This is a genomic window from Ornithinibacillus proteolyticus (assembly GCF_039581225.1).
Taxonomy (GTDB): Bacteria; Bacillota; Bacilli; order Bacillales; family Amphibacillaceae; genus Ornithinibacillus; species Ornithinibacillus massiliensis.
The window spans coordinates 49,685-64,493 of sequence record NZ_JBCPXV010000001.1; the positions used below are offsets into that span (position 1 = coordinate 49,685).

The following is a 14,809-nucleotide window of genomic DNA, read 5'->3' on the forward strand; positions in this document are numbered from 1 at the left end:
AAGGAAAAAGGTGGATATTATGTCATATATTATAGTGTTTTGGGGATTTTTTATGATTGGATTTATGGCAATCGGTGGATACTTTATGTTCCGCAAATTCTTAAAACAGCTTCCAAAAGAAGATGGAAAATCTATGATGGATTGGGAGCTTCATTTTATAGAGAAGTCAAAGCATATGTGGAATCAGGAAGAGAAAGATCTACTTGAGGAATTGGTCTCCCCTGTCCCTGAATTATTCCGAGATGTAGCTAGGCAAAAAATTGCTAGTAAAATAGGGCAAGTGGCCCTTGAACAAGGGATGAATAAAATTAATCAGGATGTTATCATCGAAGGATATATCCTTGCAACACCAAAGCGAGATCATAAATTCTTACGAAAAAAATTAAAAGAAAAACAAATAGACGTATCCCCTTATGAACATCTATTTAAGCGATCTAAAGAGGATTATAGAGCGAACTGGCAAGCTAATTATAAGAAAAGCCAATAAGTATAGTGTGAAGTGCCAGAGAATTAGATGTTGATGAACAATACGTTCGAATAAGTAAGGTGCCCTCAAGAAGATGAAGGCACCTTTAATTCTTTTTCTAATTGTTTATACTTATATAACATCGCTAGTCTCCAGCTACCAAGCATGCCAAAAGCCAATAAGAAAAACATACCGCTAGTTTCTCCTAACGTGATTGTTCCTCCTAATGCAATCTTTAACACTAATCTAACTATCAGTAAGCCAACTAAAATAAATATGAAGGCTTTGGAAGGAATCAAATATATTCTATCATTTCGAATTTCAAAGTTAGAGGTTTTAATGAGAAAAATCGAGAAAACAACCCCAACCGTAAGGGCCTCTACTACTTGAATCCACTTTATCTGAAATTCTGGGAAAAGAAACATCAATGCCCCTGTACTCATAAACAAAGGTGGTAAAATGATTCTTTTTACAGAAGCGGGCTTCCTGGATGCTTTTAAGCGAACAACTATCATGACAGAAGCCATTATAAATGCTACAACAGTACTTGCTATTATCCAAAACATAGTAACACTCTTTCCCGGTGTATAGATTAGCTTGTAATATGTGATAATACGCGATTTACCGTCTCCAACACACGGTGTTCATCGAATGGTTTTACGATAAAGTCTTTTGCCCCTAATTCTATCGCTTCTACAACCACTTTCTGATGCCCCATCGCTGAGCAAACAAGGATAGAAGCATTCGAATCAATCTTCATTATTTCTTTGATAGCTTCGATACCATTCATGATCGGCATGGTAATATCCATAATAACTAAATCTGGTTTTTCCTTTAAGTAAAGCGATATTGCTTCCTTCCCATTCTCTGCTTCCCCTACAACATCATGGTTATCCTTGGTTAGAATCGATTGAAGAGTCGTGCGCATAAATTTAGCATCATCAACTACCAATATTCTTGCCATTTAACAAATCCCCCAATTATATAAAATCAAACTTCTGCTTGTGTATCATTTGCTATATTTATAATAATTGTTACGGTTACACCTACTACTGTTAAATACACTCCCAAGTCAAACAACATTGCTGTCGCTAGTTCCACTTCGCCGAATACTGGAAATTCAAAGTAACCAAATGTATGTGATAAAAATGGAACATCAAATAAGAATGAACCTACACCTGTTAAGAATGCAACTAACAACCCGACTGAAATCAGCGCTCGAAAGTTAATTGGCAATATTTTGTTTACAAAATCAATACCATATGCCATGTATAGTAATACTACAGCTGCTGCTGTAACTAGGCCGCCAATAAACCCACCACCTGGAGAGTTATGACCTGCAAAAAACAAATATACAGAAAACCCTAGCAGTAAAAAGGCAATAAGTGCAGTTGCAGTTTGCAAAATTAGATTATTGGGTTTGCTCAAAAATAACACTTCCTTATGTAGAATCTATAGGTATTATAATAATATAGTTTACCGTTAAAATCCATTGAAACCTATCCACCCAGCTAAGAAAGCCGTAAGCTTCGTCATCCAATCGAAAAATAGAGCAATACCTAAAGCGATCATAATGTACCCACCGACTTTAACTAACTTATGGCTATTCCGTTTAATCCAACCTAATTTTCCGATAAAGAAGGAAAGGACAAGGAATGGGACTGAAAAACCTAAAATATACGCAATCATCATCACCATCCCCTTACTAGGATCGGTTGCAGTTAATGTAAATACTACCGCTAGAATAGGTCCTGTACAAGGTGTCCAGCCTAATGAGAAGGCAAACCCAATTAAGACAGAACCTAAAAAGCCTGACGGACGGTTTTTAAAGGTTATCTTCCTATCCTTCATTAAAAACTTGAAATTTAAAATACCGACAATGACAAGTCCAAAAAATATAATTAATAAAGCACCCACTTGTCTTATTATGTCCTTATAAGTCAAAAGAAATTGAGCTATAGAGGAAGTGACAAATCCAAAAATAATAAAAATACTAGAAAATCCAATTAAAAAGCATATCGTATGAAGAATACTATTACGATTTAACATTTTATGGTCATCTTTTATTTCACTAACACTCATTCCTGTTATGTATGATAAAAATGCCGGGTAAAGTGGCAATACACATGGAGAAATAAAAGATAGAAATCCAGCACCAAATGCAAGAAAAATATTTATTTCAGACATACTTAGCCTCCTAGTTTACTTCTGCCATTCATTATATCAGATGGTTGACCAATTTATGCATCAGGAATTTGACAATTAGGTGGATATCCTATTGGCAAAACTCTTAAATGGTTTCCTATCATATGAAAAAACCCCTACTAGGCATAGTACGGGGTATCTTTGTGCAATGTATACATGATTTTGTAACATGATTGCAGTATGCTATTTATCCATTTGATTATTCATTGCACGCATCATTTGATTGATTTTCTTCTGTGAAGGCTTTTGGCCCATTTGCATCATTAACGTGCGTAGCATTTGCTCATTAATAGGTGGATTCTTTTTCAAATAGCTCATCATATACTTTCTTGCAATAAAAAATCCAAGAGCAACACCAGCAATTAAAGCTGCTATAGCAATTAATACGACCCAAATTACGTCCATCTATTCGTTTCCTCCTTCGTGTTGTCTCTTATACAGTATAGTAAAACAGTCCTAAGAATACAATACTTGATCATTATTATACGCTGTAATTGTCTTTGCAGGCGAAATCCAACCATAATTTTCATATTCGCTATTCATAATGAATAAATATGGATGAAACCGTCTCAAAGTAGGAAATAATAATGCCTCAGCATCCTGTAATGTTTCACAACGAAATTTTATATGTTTTTCTTCAATCTGTAAAGTAATAAATTCCCGTTTATTACCAAGCTCTAGCATTTCGCTACTCTTAGTTTTTCCAAGTGTGTTTTTTGGCTGTCTCCGTAATTGTGAAGTTAAAGAATCCTTAGGGAAGTTCTCCGTAATATAATGAAATTGCATATGTAGATCATTTCTGAATTGATTCAAATGATACTCTTTAATAAAACGATATAAAATATCACTCTTATAGTAATAGTGTTTAGCAAATTCTTCTTTTATCCAATAAACCGTATACTCTTTCATTTGCTATAGCCCCTCCCCTTTTTCATCTATTATACGTTTTCTAGTAAAAAAGAATGTCAAACGGTGAAATATATTATCACTAGTTTTGTCGAATGGATGAATAGATGAAAAATAGGTTGGAACTACTTATATGTTATTTTTAAATAGCCCCGAATGTTGTTTCAGTCGGGGCTAATCTGCTTTTGGCTATCTTTTACCTAGAAAGAACATTTATGAACTTACTGAAGCCTCTCCTTCTGTTTGAGCCTATGCAATTCCTAAGTTGGTATCTTGTACTGATTTAAAATTAGATACGCATCATACCATCTAGTACGATTCCATTACGTAACGATATCTTTTACATGCTTTACTACATTTTCAACGGTAAATCCGTATTCTTCGATTAACTTTTCTCCATTTGCGGATGCGCCAAAGGTAGAAATGCCAATAATTTTCCCTTCTTGCCCAATATAACGTTCCCAGCCAAGCGGAGACCCCATTTCAATTGCAATTCGTTTGGTAACCGATTTAGGAAGAACTTTTTCTTTATAATTCTCTTCTTGGCTTTCAAAACGATCCCATGATGCAAGGCTAACCACTCGTACATCTATATTATCTTCACGAAGTACTTTTTGTGCTTCCACTGCTAATTGAACTTCGGAACCGGAAGCAATTAAGATCGCATCAGGGATTTCTTTATTGGAATCACGTAAAATATATCCACCACGTTTTACACCTTCATATGCATATTCCTTTGTACCCTCTAATGTCGGTACGTTCTGTCGTGTTAATACGAGAAGGGTTGGTTGATCTGTCGATTCCACCGCAAGTCTCCAGGCAGCATTGGTTTCATTTCCATCTGCCGGTCGAATTACGGAAAGGTTCGGCATGCTTCGGAACGCTGATAAATGTTCAATTGGTTCATGTGTTGGACCGTCCTCACCAACAGCAATCGAGTCATGTGTAAATACGTATGTAACAGGTGTATTCATAATAGCAGATAATCGTATTGCTGGACGTAAGTAATCACTGAAAACAAAGAATGTGCCGCCATACACCTTCAACCCGCCGTGAAGTGCCATACCATTCAGTGCAGCACCCATTGCATGTTCCCGAACACCGAACCATATATTTCTGCCACTATAATTCTCTCTAGTAAAGTCCTTATCTCCGGTAATGGTGGTTTTATTAGAGCCAGCTAGGTCCGCACTTCCACCAAGAAAATACGGAATCGCTTTAGCAATACCATTTAATACCTCGCCTGAAGAAGCTCTTGTCGCAAGAGACTTTCCTACCTCATATACTGGAAGGTTATCAGCCCACCCTTGCGGTAATTCACCAGTAATGGCCATCTCTAGTTCCTTAGCCTCTTGTGGATATTTATCACGGTAAGTGGCCAAAAGCATATTCCATTCTGCTTCTAGTTTCTCACCTTTTATTTGTACCTTCTCTTTAAAATCAGCATATACCTCTTCTGGAACATGGAATTCTTTATGCTGCCACTGATAGAATTCTTTTGTTAACAATACCTCATCCTTCCCTAATGGAGCACCATGTGAAGCAGAAGAAGCTGATTTATTAGGAGATCCATAGCCAATAACGGTTTTCACTTCAATTAGCGTAGGTTGTTTGATATTTTCTCTCGCGTCTTTTAATGCCATCCGAATCGCTTCTACATCATTTCCGTCCTCAACCCGAATTACCTGCCAACCATAGGCTTTAAACCGTTCTTCCGTATTATCCGAGAAAGAACGGTTTAATTCTCCATCTAGCGAAATATCATTAGAATCGTATAATACAATCAATTTACCGAGCCTTAGATGGCCAGCAAGGGAAGCCGCTTCATGCGAAATTCCTTCCATTAAATCACCATCACCAACTAAGCAATAGGTGTAATGGTCTATAATGCTCATATCACTCTTATTATACTTAGCAGCCAAATACGCCTCAGCCATTGCCATCCCAACAGACATTGCAATACCTTGGCCTAAAGGACCTGTAGTTGCTTCTACACCATCGGTATGATGAACTTCTGGATGACCCGGTGTCCTAGAGCCCCACTGGCGAAACTCCTTTAAGTCCTCTATTGTTACGTCATACCCCGATAAATGTAATAAGCTGTACAATAGCATGGATCCATGTCCAGCAGATAACACAAACCGATCGCGGTTAAACCATTGAGAATTATTAGGATTGTGATTCATTATATCTGTCCACAACGTATATGCCATTGGAGAAGCACCCATCGGTAATCCAGGATGTCCTGAATTAGATTTTTCTATGGCATCAATGGATAGGGTGCGAATTGCATTAATGGACATTTGCTCTATATTGGTAGACATACGTCATACTCCTTTCGGTCAAAAAGAATAGTAATACTTATTTCTGTAAATTGTAGATAGTTAACAAGTACTAGTATTCCTTATTACGAAATTACTATGTCTAATGTTTTTGGTTTCTTTCCTGCATGTCTCGTAACTTTTTAGGAGTCACGTCATTTCCCGCTGGGTCGATTACCGTCATGGTCTTCAATTGATTCTTAAAAGAGTTGCGGACATTCCCTAAATACTCTTCTCGTAGTTTTTTTCTCTCCCTTTCTTCATCCTTTGTCAGTCCTTCTGCAGTCTTTGCCTTTTTAGCCAGTGCATTAATACGAACTAATTTTTCTTTTGAAATCATCTCATAGCCTCCTAGAATAACTCTATCTTATTTAGCATTATTAATAGTAAAAAGCAAGAACACGACATGTTCTTGCTTTTTAATATTACCTGTTCAACTTATCTGAATCAATTATTTGATATTCTTGGTACCTTCTATGAACAGTTGCCTTTGAGATAGAATATCCCAATCCAGTTAACGTCTTTGCAATTTCACTGAAGGTAAGACCATTATTTCGCAATCGAATGATTTCCTCGATTGGTACTTCCTTTCTCTCTCTACCTGGAGCTAAATGCTGATTTGCCAGATTCTTAGCTGGATTATAACCATTCTCTATTGCTTTTTTCATACCTCGCTTTATTTTTACATTGTGAATTTTACGTTGGTATTCCTCCACTATTCCAACAATCTGTAATACCATGGAATCTGATTCGGATAATTCAAGCTTTCCATCGTGTATCGCAGTGTAGATGGAAATATTCAACTTCGCTAATTGATGAAACAATGCTATTTTTGTATTTCCCCGACCTAATCTTGTTTCATCTTGAATAAGGAGAGCATCTGCTTGTCCACGTTCAAACGCTTCAAGCATTTCAAATACGCCATCACGTTCTACTTCATATCCACTCGCTTGCTCCTCTATACATTTTACAACATGGAATTGATACCGATTAGCCAATTGGTATAATTCTTCCTTTTGTCTAGCTAAAGATGTTTCCTGAACTTTTTTATCTGTACTTACTCTGCAGTATATAATAACATTCAATTTATTAACTCCTATTATGCACTAATTAATGATACGTATAAGAAACCTAATGTTACAGCAAAAGCAACAATATAAAATAAATCTGTCTTGTTTACTCTACCAAACATTTTCCATCATCCCTTCTCCATTATATCACAAGAACCTTTGTTCGTATTTTTATTATAACAGAACATACGATCTTGTCAACGACTTTTTCGAACGAATGTTTGCATTCTATGCTATACGATGGTAAACTAGCATTAATAAATAATATGTGCGAGGTGTTTAATAGATGACAAAATTATCAACTAGACAACAAGCTATACTGGAATACATAAAAGAACAAGTCAGATTAAAAGGTTATCCACCATCTGTTAGAGAAATTGCTGAAGCAGTGGGCCTTGCCTCAAGCTCAACTGTTCACGGGCACCTCTCTAGATTAGAAAGCAAAGGTTTTATTCGCCGGGACCCTACTAAACCTCGAGCAATAGAAATACTAGATTTGGATGAAGAAAGTAATATCCCGAGGGAAGAAGCTCGCTATGCACCCGTTATTGGTAAAGTAACGGCAGGTATACCTATTACTGCTGTCGAAAATATTGAAGAATTTGTGCCAGTCCCTAGCTCAACTGCAGGTCCGGATGAAAATCTATTTGTCCTAGTAATTGATGGTGAAAGTATGATTGAGGCCGGTATTTTAGACGGTGATATGGTAATAGTGAAACAACAGAGTACGGCCCAAAATGGAGATATTGTTGTAGCAATGACGGAAGATGATGAAGCAACCGTAAAGCGATTCTTTAAAGAAAAAGATTATATTCGCTTACAGCCTGAAAACGCAACAATGGAGCCATTAATCTATAAGAATGTATCGATTCTTGGTAAAGTAGTTGGACTTTATCGTCATATTCATTAACGATATATCGAAATAAACAAACTAACACGCATTTGCCCATCTCTTGGCAAATGCGTTTATAATAATCGCAGAGCTAATATAATTTCTATCAAAAAACCGGTGAGCAAGGAGGATTCTCCTATACTCACCGGTTTTTTTCTATTAGTAGTTAGTTAAATATTGATCTCTTTCCCATGGATGTACGCTTGTTCTAAACATATCCCATTCAATCTCTTTCGCTTCGATATAATGTTCAAATAGATGCTCGCCTAGTGCTTCTACAATAACTTCATCATTTTTAAGTTCTTGTAATGCATCAATTAGTGATGATGGTAAATCTTTAATTCCAACTTCATCACGCTCTTCTTTTGTCATAACATAAATGTTACGATCAACTGCAGGTGGTGGTGTCATATTGTTACGGATTCCATCAAGTCCCGCTGCTAATAAAACAGATAATGCCATATATGGATTAGCTGCTGGGTCAACACTTCTTGCCTCAACACGTGTACTTAAACCACGAGAGTTTGGAATACGCATTAGACAGCTTCTGTTTGCTGCAGACCATGCTACATAGCTTGGTGCCTCATAGCCAGGTACTAAACGCTTATAGGAGTTAACTGTTGGATTAGTTACTGCTGTAAATCCAGTCGCATGCTTCACAATACCTGCAATAAATTGATAAGCAGTTTCACTTAATTCTAAATCTCCACTTGGATTGTAGAATGCATTTTCTCCACCTTTAAATAGAGACATGTTCGTATGCATTCCAGAACCGTTTACTCCAAATAATGGCTTAGGCATAAACGTTGCATGAAGATTATGTTTTCTAGCAATTGTCTTAACAACTAGCTTAAACGTTTGAATATCATCCGCATGTTTTAATGCATCAGAGTATTTAAAGTCAATTTCATGTTGTCCAGGAGCAACCTCATGGTGAGATGCTTCAATCTCAAAGCCCATTTCTTCTAATTCCAATACGATATCACGACGGCAATTTTCCCCTAAATCAGTCGGTGCTAAATCAAAATATCCACCATGGTCGTTTAATTCTAAAGAAGGATCTCCCTTTTCATCTAATTTAAATAGGAAAAATTCTGGTTCAGTTCCAATATTAAAGGCATCAAAGCCAAGCTCTTCCATTTTCTTTAAATTACGTTTTAAGTTATAACGTGGGCACCCTTCAAATGGTGTACCATCAGGACGATAAATATCACAAATAAAACGGGCAACTTTTCCCTTTTCTGACGTCCAAGGGAATACGACAAATGTATCTAAATCTGGATATAAATACATGTCAGATTCTTCAATACGTACAAATCCTTCGATAGATGAGCCATCAAACATCATTTTGTTATCAAGCGCTTTTTCTAATTGACTTAATGGGATTTCCACATTTTTAATTGTTCCTAACATGTCTGTAAATTGAAGTCGAATAAATTTAACGTTTTCTTCTTTGATTTTTCTTTCAATCTCTTCTCTCGAGTAACCCATAAATTTCTCTCCTCCTAAATTATAATCAGTATATTTAATAGGAATTCACTTCCCCTATACCTACCTATTCACAAAAAATCTAGCAAGTTCCCCTTGTCGTAGATTAGCTTTACCATATCGATTCGCTTCGGTAATTTCTTGTCTTAAAATCGTTCGAAGCTGCTTATCTGTTAGAACAGATTTCTTCTCTTCTGGTAATGCCTTTTCCTTTTCTTCTGTTTTCTCTACATCAGAATCTTCATCAATTAGTAATAATTTAATCCCTGCAAGGTTTAGACCTTTATCTAGATAATTCTTAATTTCTAGTAGACGATCTACATCATTGAATGAGAATAGTCGCTGATTCCCTTTTGTTCGCTCAGGATGAATTAAATCATTTTCTTCATAGTAGCGAATTTGCCTTGCGGTTAACTCGGTAAGCTTCATTACAATACCGATTCCAAACAAAGGCATGGAGCGTCGATCCTTATCATTCATGATTATGACCTCCCTTATCTACAAAATTATTATATTAAATGTCAGTTATTCTGTCAACCGAATGTTAGGAAACTTAACATAAACAATGTGTGTTAAGTTCAATCCGTTATTTCTTATCTAAAATAGCTTGTACAGCTTCCATTAACGCAATCTTTACATGTGCATACGTAAGTCCACCCTGTACAAAGGCCGTATAAGGTTTTCGAATCGGGCCATCTGCTGACAATTCTATACTTGAGCCTTGAATAAATGTTCCAGCAGCCATAATGACATCATCCTCATATCCTGGCATTTCACTAGGGTATGGCGTTACAAATGAGTTGACAGGGGAGTTTTGCTGGATTGCTTGGCAAAAGGCTATCATTTGTTCTGCTGTTTCAAATGTTACAGACTGAATTAAATCGGTTCTTTTTTCTTGGTAATGTGGCGTTGTCATAAATCCTAGCAGTTCTAATAGTCTGGAAGTAAAGACCGCTCCCTTTAATGCCTCTCCTACCACATGCGGAGCTAAAAAGAAGCCTTGATACATTTCCTGCAGTAAATGGAAAGTAGCCCCTAATTCCTTCCCGAGACCTGGAGCAGTTAAACGATATGCGCATAATGTCACTAAGTCTTCTTTTCCTACAATATATCCGCCAGCTCGTACAATTCCACCACCTGGATTCTTAATTAATGAACCTGCCATGATGTCTGCTCCAACATGTAGAGGTTCTTTCTCTTCTACAAATTCCCCATAACAATTATCCACAAACACGATTAGATCATCCCGAATCTCCTTGACAAAGCGTACCATTTCTTCTATCTCTTCTATCGTAAAAGAAGGGCGATCGGCGTAGCCCTTAGAGCGTTGGATAGCAACCACTTTCGTACGATCATGGATTACTTCTTTTATTCTAGGGAAATTGATCTGACCTTCTTCTGTTAATGGTACTTCGTTGTATGTAATCTGGAAATCCTTTAATGATCCTGTCTTCTCCCCTGTAATGCCAATCACAGATTCCAATGTATCATAGGGCTTACCAGTAATATAGACTAATTCATCACCTGGTCTAAGTAACCCATATAACACCGTTGTAATGGCATGTGTTCCCGATACCAATTGTGGTCTAACGATTGCAGACTCCCCACCAAATACATCGGCATAGACTGATTCTAACGTGTCTCGTCCAATATCGTCATAACCATAGCCACTGGTAGAATTAAAGTGGCTATCACTAACTTTATTCCTTCTAAAAGCATCCAATATTCGTTTTTGATTTATTTCTACTGTTTTATTAATCTCTCGATGTATTTCTGCGATATCTTTTTCTGCTTGTTCTACGAATTTCTCTAACATGTTACGTATTTTTCTCCTTTACTATTCCATTAAGTGGATGCTCTGCACGAATAAATCCACTTAAGCTATATGATTCTGTTTCCTCATCAAAGTTTTTCTCCAAAAGAATTGTCTCATGCTCAAAGCGATTTAGCAAATCACCCTTATCCGCTTCTACTAAAACACGATAAGAATCCCATTCATTCGTTAATACTTCTTCTATCTTTTTTACTAATCGATGTAAATCCCTGCTCTCTAGTGCACTAAGGACAATATAAGGGCGATTTTTTGGAATGAAATCATCTTTTAGTAAGTCCTTCTTATTATAAACAGTCAGCATTGGTATCGTACTACATTCTAACTCATCCAATAATTTGAGCACGGTTTCTTGGTGTTGCTCATTATCCGGATGTGAACTATCGACAACATGGAGAATAAAGTCTGCTTCACTGACCTCCTCCAAGGTGGAGCGAAAGGCTGCGATTAACGTCGTTGGAAGCTGTTGAATAAAACCTACCGTATCGGTTAATAGCACATTCAAACCAGACGGTAATTGCAGCTTTCGAGTAAGTGGGTCTAGTGTTGCAAATAATTTATCTTCTTCTAAAGAATCGCTGTTCGTCAACCGGTTAAAAAGGGTTGACTTTCCAGCATTGGTATACCCGACAATGGCAATTTGAAACACTTCATTTTGTTTTCTACGTTTCCGATATTGATCACGCTGTTTCACAACTTGCTTCAAACGCCTTTTAATGTCATCAATACGCCTTCTAATATGTCTTTGGTCTGTCTCTAACTTAGTTTCACCCGGTCCTCGTGTACCGATACCGGCTCCCAAGCGAGATAATTGGACACCTTGACCACGTAATCTCGGTAATAAGTATTCCAGTTGTGCCAATTCGACTTGAAGCTTACCTTCTTTTGTTTTTGCTCTTGCTGCAAAAATATCTAATATTAGCTGGCTTCTGTCAATTACTCTTCTATCAAAGTAATCACTTAAATTCCGTGACTGCCCTGCAGATAATTCGTCATTTGAAATTACCAGATCAACATCTAGTTCATCTATCCTTTGCTTTATTTCCTCCATTTTACCTTCACCAATATAAAAAGCAGGATGAATTCGTTCCCTATTTTGCGTAATAACATCTACTACGTGACCACCTGCTGTATCGACAAGTGATACTAGTTCTTCTAGAGAAGACGCAAAATAATCATCCTGCAGCTGCGGCTTTTTTACAGCGATAACTACCACTTTTTCTTCGGGCATTGTGCTCATACTCTCCTTAAACTCCTATTATGATTCGTTTTCTCTTGTAAATGACACTTCTTACCAAATCGATTGAATGTCTTCTAGCTTTAAATCATTGCCTGTTAATAAAATAAGTTCATCTGGCGAAATGTTATCTTTGTATAATAATCGTACAGCTTGCATACGAATGGCGTGTTCCACTACATTACGGATAAAACGAGCATTGGAAAAGTTACGATTAGGATCGTTTTTTTGTTTATAGAGGAAATTTCTTAACTTCCATTCCGCATCCTTAGATAATTGATATTCTCTTTCCGATGCCATTTGTCTTGTTATATCCATCAATTGATCCACATCATAGTCAGGAAACTCAAGAATAAATGGAAAGCGCGACTTTAGCCCCGGATTTAATGTAAGAAATCGTTCCATTTCATCAGGGTATCCGGCTAGGATGAGGACAAAATCATTCCCATTATCTTCCATATGCTTTACAAGTGTGTCAATCGCTTCCTTACCAAAATCTCTTTCACCACCACGGGCCAATGAGTACGCTTCATCGATGAACAGTACTCCTCCAATCGCTTTTTGAATAAGAGCACGGGTCTTTTGAGCTGTTTGACCAATATATTCCCCAACTAAATCCGCTCTCTCCGCTTCAATAAAATGACCCTTTGACAGTAAATTCATATCAAAATATATGTTAGCTAATTTTCTCGCGACTGTTGTTTTACCAGTACCTGGATTCCCCTTAAAAAGCATATGCAACACTTGCTTCGTATTGGAAAGCCCCATTTGACTTCGTTTTTCATTTATGATGATCGTGGCATAAATTTCTTTTATTTTACGTTTTAAATCCGTTAATCCAACAAATGACGAAAGTTCTTGATCAATATGAGCAAAAGGGTCTTTGCCTACATATTCCTCATGATTATTGTTATCTATCTTAGTAACTTTATTATCTTGTAAAACAATATTAATTTTACCATTTTTGTGATGAATCTTTTGCGTAGCCAACTTTATCACTCCTTAGTCATGTTATTATACGTCTAGAAGGATAAAGTTGTGACAAATGCCTATAAGCCCCTAAACCATAGAGCAGAATAAAGGTCTGTCCTAGACGATACAACAAATGAGAAAGTTGCAATGTCAAGGACAGACCTATTGTGCTCCACACTTTATTTGAAGGATACACCCTGTTTATTCTTTATCAAGATTGACATTTTTAGCTGGTGCAAAAGTGGAAATAGCATGTTTAAAAATCAGCTGCTGCTTTCCTTCTGATTCTAACAATACAGTAAAATTATCAAACGCTTTGACGATTCCTCTTAACTGAAAACCATTTGTTAAAAATACAGTAACGGAAATATGCTCTTTTCTTAATTGATTTAAATATTGGTCTTGAATGTTTACTGATTGCGCCACCTAAGTTTCCTCCTCTTTTCTGTCTATACTATTATATTTCTACTTAACTTTTAAGAAATCCTGCTAAATCATGTAAAATCTCATTAACTTTTTCACTTACGGTTAATGGTGTAACTTGATACCAATGAACATCCATTTTGTTTTTAAACCATGTATATTGTCGTTTAGCATACCTTCTTGAATTACGCTTTAGTAATTCAACGGAGCTCTCTAATGACGTCTCTCCTTTAAGATACGGAATTAATTCTTTATACCCAATCGCCTTCATCGATGAAGCATTCTCATATCCGCAATTGATTAGTTGTTGAACCTCTTCTAACAATCCCGCACGAATCATCTCATCTATCCGCAGATTAATTCGTTCATATAACAAGGAACGCTCCATTTCTAAGCCGATTAACATCGAATCATAGGGCATTTCTTCTTGTTGTTGTGATTGATATTCCGTCATCGTTAATCCCGTTTTCTCATATACTTCTAATGCCCGAATAACTCTTCGATAATTATTAGGATGTATTTTTTCTGCTTGTGTTGGATCAACTTGTTTTAATCGATCATACAATGGCTCTATTCCATATTGGTTCATTTCGGCTTCAAGTGATTTCGTTAAAGCATCATCTCGCTTTTCTTTAGAAAAGTGGTAATCATATAGCACGGATTGTATGTAAAGACCACTTCCACCAACGATAATAGGAATGTGGTTTCGATCTGATATTTCCTTTATGTATTTTTGAACATAGTATTGAAAATCCGCAACCGAAAAGCTCTCGTGAGGATCTTTTATATCAATCATATGGTGCGGAATCCCTTGCATTTCCTCTTTCTTAATCTTTGCTGTACCAATATCCATGCCTCTATATACTTGCATGGAATCACCACTAATAATTTCTCCATTAAACTTTTTGGCAACTTCAATGCTTAAGTTTGTTTTCCCTACAGCAGTAGGACCAACAATAGCTATAACCTTTTGTTTCATTCATCTTCCCCTAATAATT

The 14,809-nt window shown here is 36.7% G+C and carries 18 protein-coding genes; 2 read left to right on the plus strand and 16 right to left on the minus strand.

Features of this window, described 5'->3' with window-relative positions; all coding sequences use genetic code 11:
* Positions 1-19 precede the first annotated feature (19 nt).
* Positions 20-487 carry a DUF2621 domain-containing protein gene (locus AAIB49_RS00270; RefSeq protein ID WP_339215144.1) on the plus strand — a complete coding sequence of 156 codons (468 nt, stop codon included), beginning with the start codon at positions 20-22 and terminating at the stop codon, positions 485-487.
* A 65-nt stretch (positions 488-552) separates the two neighbouring features.
* Here AAIB49_RS00270 and AAIB49_RS00275 read toward each other — a convergent pair whose 3' ends face one another.
* The 9 genes from AAIB49_RS00275 to AAIB49_RS00315 all read right to left on the minus strand — a co-directional run bounded on the left by AAIB49_RS00275 (position 553) and on the right by AAIB49_RS00315 (position 6,983).
* A complete protein-coding gene (locus AAIB49_RS00275; protein ID WP_339215146.1) occupies positions 553-1,032 on the minus strand; it encodes a CcdC family protein in 480 nt (159 codons plus the stop codon).
* A gap of 26 nt (positions 1,033-1,058) precedes the next feature.
* Positions 1,059-1,430 carry a response regulator gene (locus tag AAIB49_RS00280; protein WP_339215148.1) on the minus strand — a complete coding sequence of 124 codons (372 nt, stop codon included), beginning with the start codon at positions 1,428-1,430 and terminating at the stop codon, positions 1,059-1,061.
* A gap of 26 nt (positions 1,431-1,456) precedes the next feature.
* Positions 1,457-1,894, minus strand: a complete 438-nt coding sequence (locus AAIB49_RS00285) for a Na(+)/H(+) antiporter subunit B (RefSeq protein WP_339215149.1) — start codon at positions 1,892-1,894, stop codon at positions 1,457-1,459.
* 54 nt (positions 1,895-1,948) lie between these two features.
* Positions 1,949-2,653: a cytochrome c biogenesis CcdA family protein gene (locus AAIB49_RS00290; RefSeq protein ID WP_343456890.1), complete on the minus strand. Its 705-nt coding sequence runs from the start codon at positions 2,651-2,653 to the stop codon at positions 1,949-1,951.
* Between the two features lie 201 nt (positions 2,654-2,854).
* Positions 2,855-3,076 (minus strand): YneF family protein, encoded by a 222-nt coding sequence (locus AAIB49_RS00295; protein ID WP_026907542.1) that lies wholly within the window; start codon positions 3,074-3,076, stop codon positions 2,855-2,857.
* 51 nt (positions 3,077-3,127) lie between these two features.
* On the minus strand, positions 3,128-3,580 hold the full coding sequence (gene sirA / locus AAIB49_RS00300; RefSeq protein WP_343456891.1) for a sporulation inhibitor of replication protein SirA: 453 nt from the start codon (positions 3,578-3,580) through the stop codon (positions 3,128-3,130).
* Between the two features lie 320 nt (positions 3,581-3,900).
* Entirely contained in the window at positions 3,901-5,901 is a 2,001-nt protein-coding gene (gene tkt / locus AAIB49_RS00305) for a transketolase (RefSeq protein ID WP_343456892.1), read from the minus strand.
* Between the two features lie 100 nt (positions 5,902-6,001).
* Positions 6,002-6,238: a DUF896 domain-containing protein gene (locus AAIB49_RS00310; RefSeq protein ID WP_343456893.1), complete on the minus strand. Its 237-nt coding sequence runs from the start codon at positions 6,236-6,238 to the stop codon at positions 6,002-6,004.
* A gap of 85 nt (positions 6,239-6,323) precedes the next feature.
* Positions 6,324-6,983 carry a YneB family resolvase-like protein gene (locus AAIB49_RS00315; RefSeq protein ID WP_343456894.1) on the minus strand — a complete coding sequence of 220 codons (660 nt, stop codon included), beginning with the start codon at positions 6,981-6,983 and terminating at the stop codon, positions 6,324-6,326.
* Positions 6,984-7,254: 271 nt separating this feature from the next.
* Between AAIB49_RS00315 and lexA the strand changes: the two genes are divergently transcribed.
* On the plus strand, positions 7,255-7,878 hold the full coding sequence (gene lexA, locus AAIB49_RS00320) for a transcriptional repressor LexA (protein ID WP_339215161.1): 624 nt from the start codon (positions 7,255-7,257) through the stop codon (positions 7,876-7,878).
* A 141-nt stretch (positions 7,879-8,019) separates the two neighbouring features.
* On the opposite strand, the gene glnA is transcribed toward lexA, so the two are convergent.
* From glnA to miaA, 7 genes are all read right to left on the minus strand, one after another.
* Entirely contained in the window at positions 8,020-9,351 is a 1,332-nt protein-coding gene (gene glnA / locus AAIB49_RS00325; protein WP_339215163.1) for a type I glutamate--ammonia ligase, read from the minus strand.
* Between the two features lie 60 nt (positions 9,352-9,411).
* Positions 9,412-9,828, minus strand: coding sequence for a MerR family transcriptional regulator (locus AAIB49_RS00330; protein WP_339215165.1), 417 nt, complete (start codon positions 9,826-9,828; stop codon positions 9,412-9,414).
* Positions 9,829-9,934: 106 nt separating this feature from the next.
* Positions 9,935-11,164, minus strand: a complete 1,230-nt coding sequence (locus tag AAIB49_RS00335) for a methionine gamma-lyase family protein (RefSeq protein ID WP_343456895.1) — start codon at positions 11,162-11,164, stop codon at positions 9,935-9,937.
* A 1-nt stretch (position 11,165) separates the two neighbouring features.
* Positions 11,166-12,410 carry a GTPase HflX gene (hflX, locus tag AAIB49_RS00340; RefSeq protein WP_339215169.1) on the minus strand — a complete coding sequence of 415 codons (1,245 nt, stop codon included), beginning with the start codon at positions 12,408-12,410 and terminating at the stop codon, positions 11,166-11,168.
* Between the two features lie 60 nt (positions 12,411-12,470).
* The gene (gene spoVK, locus AAIB49_RS00345) at positions 12,471-13,406 is read right to left on the minus strand and encodes a stage V sporulation protein K (RefSeq protein WP_339215171.1); all 936 of its coding nucleotides are present in this window, start codon (positions 13,404-13,406) and stop codon (positions 12,471-12,473) included.
* Between the two features lie 183 nt (positions 13,407-13,589).
* Complete coding sequence (gene hfq / locus AAIB49_RS00350) at positions 13,590-13,814, minus strand: RNA chaperone Hfq (RefSeq protein ID WP_186868752.1); 225 nt, start codon at positions 13,812-13,814, stop codon at positions 13,590-13,592.
* A 43-nt stretch (positions 13,815-13,857) separates the two neighbouring features.
* Positions 13,858-14,790: a tRNA (adenosine(37)-N6)-dimethylallyltransferase MiaA gene (gene miaA / locus AAIB49_RS00355; RefSeq protein WP_339215176.1), complete on the minus strand. Its 933-nt coding sequence runs from the start codon at positions 14,788-14,790 to the stop codon at positions 13,858-13,860.
* Between the last annotated feature and the right edge of the window lie 19 nt (positions 14,791-14,809).

Bases quoted from the DNA above. Each gene is read 5' to 3' on its own strand.
- AAIB49_RS00290 (WP_343456890.1), bottom strand. From the start codon at position 2,653: ATGTCTGAAATAAATATTTTTCTTGCATTTGGTGCTGGATTTCTATCT.
- AAIB49_RS00295 (WP_026907542.1), bottom strand. From the start codon at position 3,076: ATGGACGTAATTTGGGTCGTATTAATTGCTATAGCAGCTTTAATTGCT.
- AAIB49_RS00330 (WP_339215165.1), bottom strand. From the start codon at position 9,828: ATGAATGATAAGGATCGACGCTCCATGCCTTTGTTTGGAATCGGTATT.
- hflX (WP_339215169.1), bottom strand. From the start codon at position 12,410: ATGCCCGAAGAAAAAGTGGTAGTTATCGCTGTAAAAAAGCCGCAGCTG.
- miaA (WP_339215176.1), bottom strand. From the start codon at position 14,790: ATGAAACAAAAGGTTATAGCTATTGTTGGTCCTACTGCTGTAGGGAAA.
- tkt (WP_343456892.1), bottom strand. From the start codon at position 5,901: ATGTCTACCAATATAGAGCAAATGTCCATTAATGCAATTCGCACCCTA.
- lexA (WP_339215161.1), top strand. From the start codon at position 7,255: ATGACAAAATTATCAACTAGACAACAAGCTATACTGGAATACATAAAA.
- sirA (WP_343456891.1), bottom strand. From the start codon at position 3,580: ATGAAAGAGTATACGGTTTATTGGATAAAAGAAGAATTTGCTAAACAC.
- AAIB49_RS00270 (WP_339215144.1), top strand. From the start codon at position 20: ATGTCATATATTATAGTGTTTTGGGGATTTTTTATGATTGGATTTATG.
- AAIB49_RS00310 (WP_343456893.1), bottom strand. From the start codon at position 6,238: ATGATTTCAAAAGAAAAATTAGTTCGTATTAATGCACTGGCTAAAAAG.
- AAIB49_RS00275 (WP_339215146.1), bottom strand. From the start codon at position 1,032: ATGTTTTGGATAATAGCAAGTACTGTTGTAGCATTTATAATGGCTTCT.
- AAIB49_RS00280 (WP_339215148.1), bottom strand. From the start codon at position 1,430: ATGGCAAGAATATTGGTAGTTGATGATGCTAAATTTATGCGCACGACT.
- AAIB49_RS00335 (WP_343456895.1), bottom strand. From the start codon at position 11,164: ATGTTAGAGAAATTCGTAGAACAAGCAGAAAAAGATATCGCAGAAATA.
- glnA (WP_339215163.1), bottom strand. From the start codon at position 9,351: ATGGGTTACTCGAGAGAAGAGATTGAAAGAAAAATCAAAGAAGAAAAC.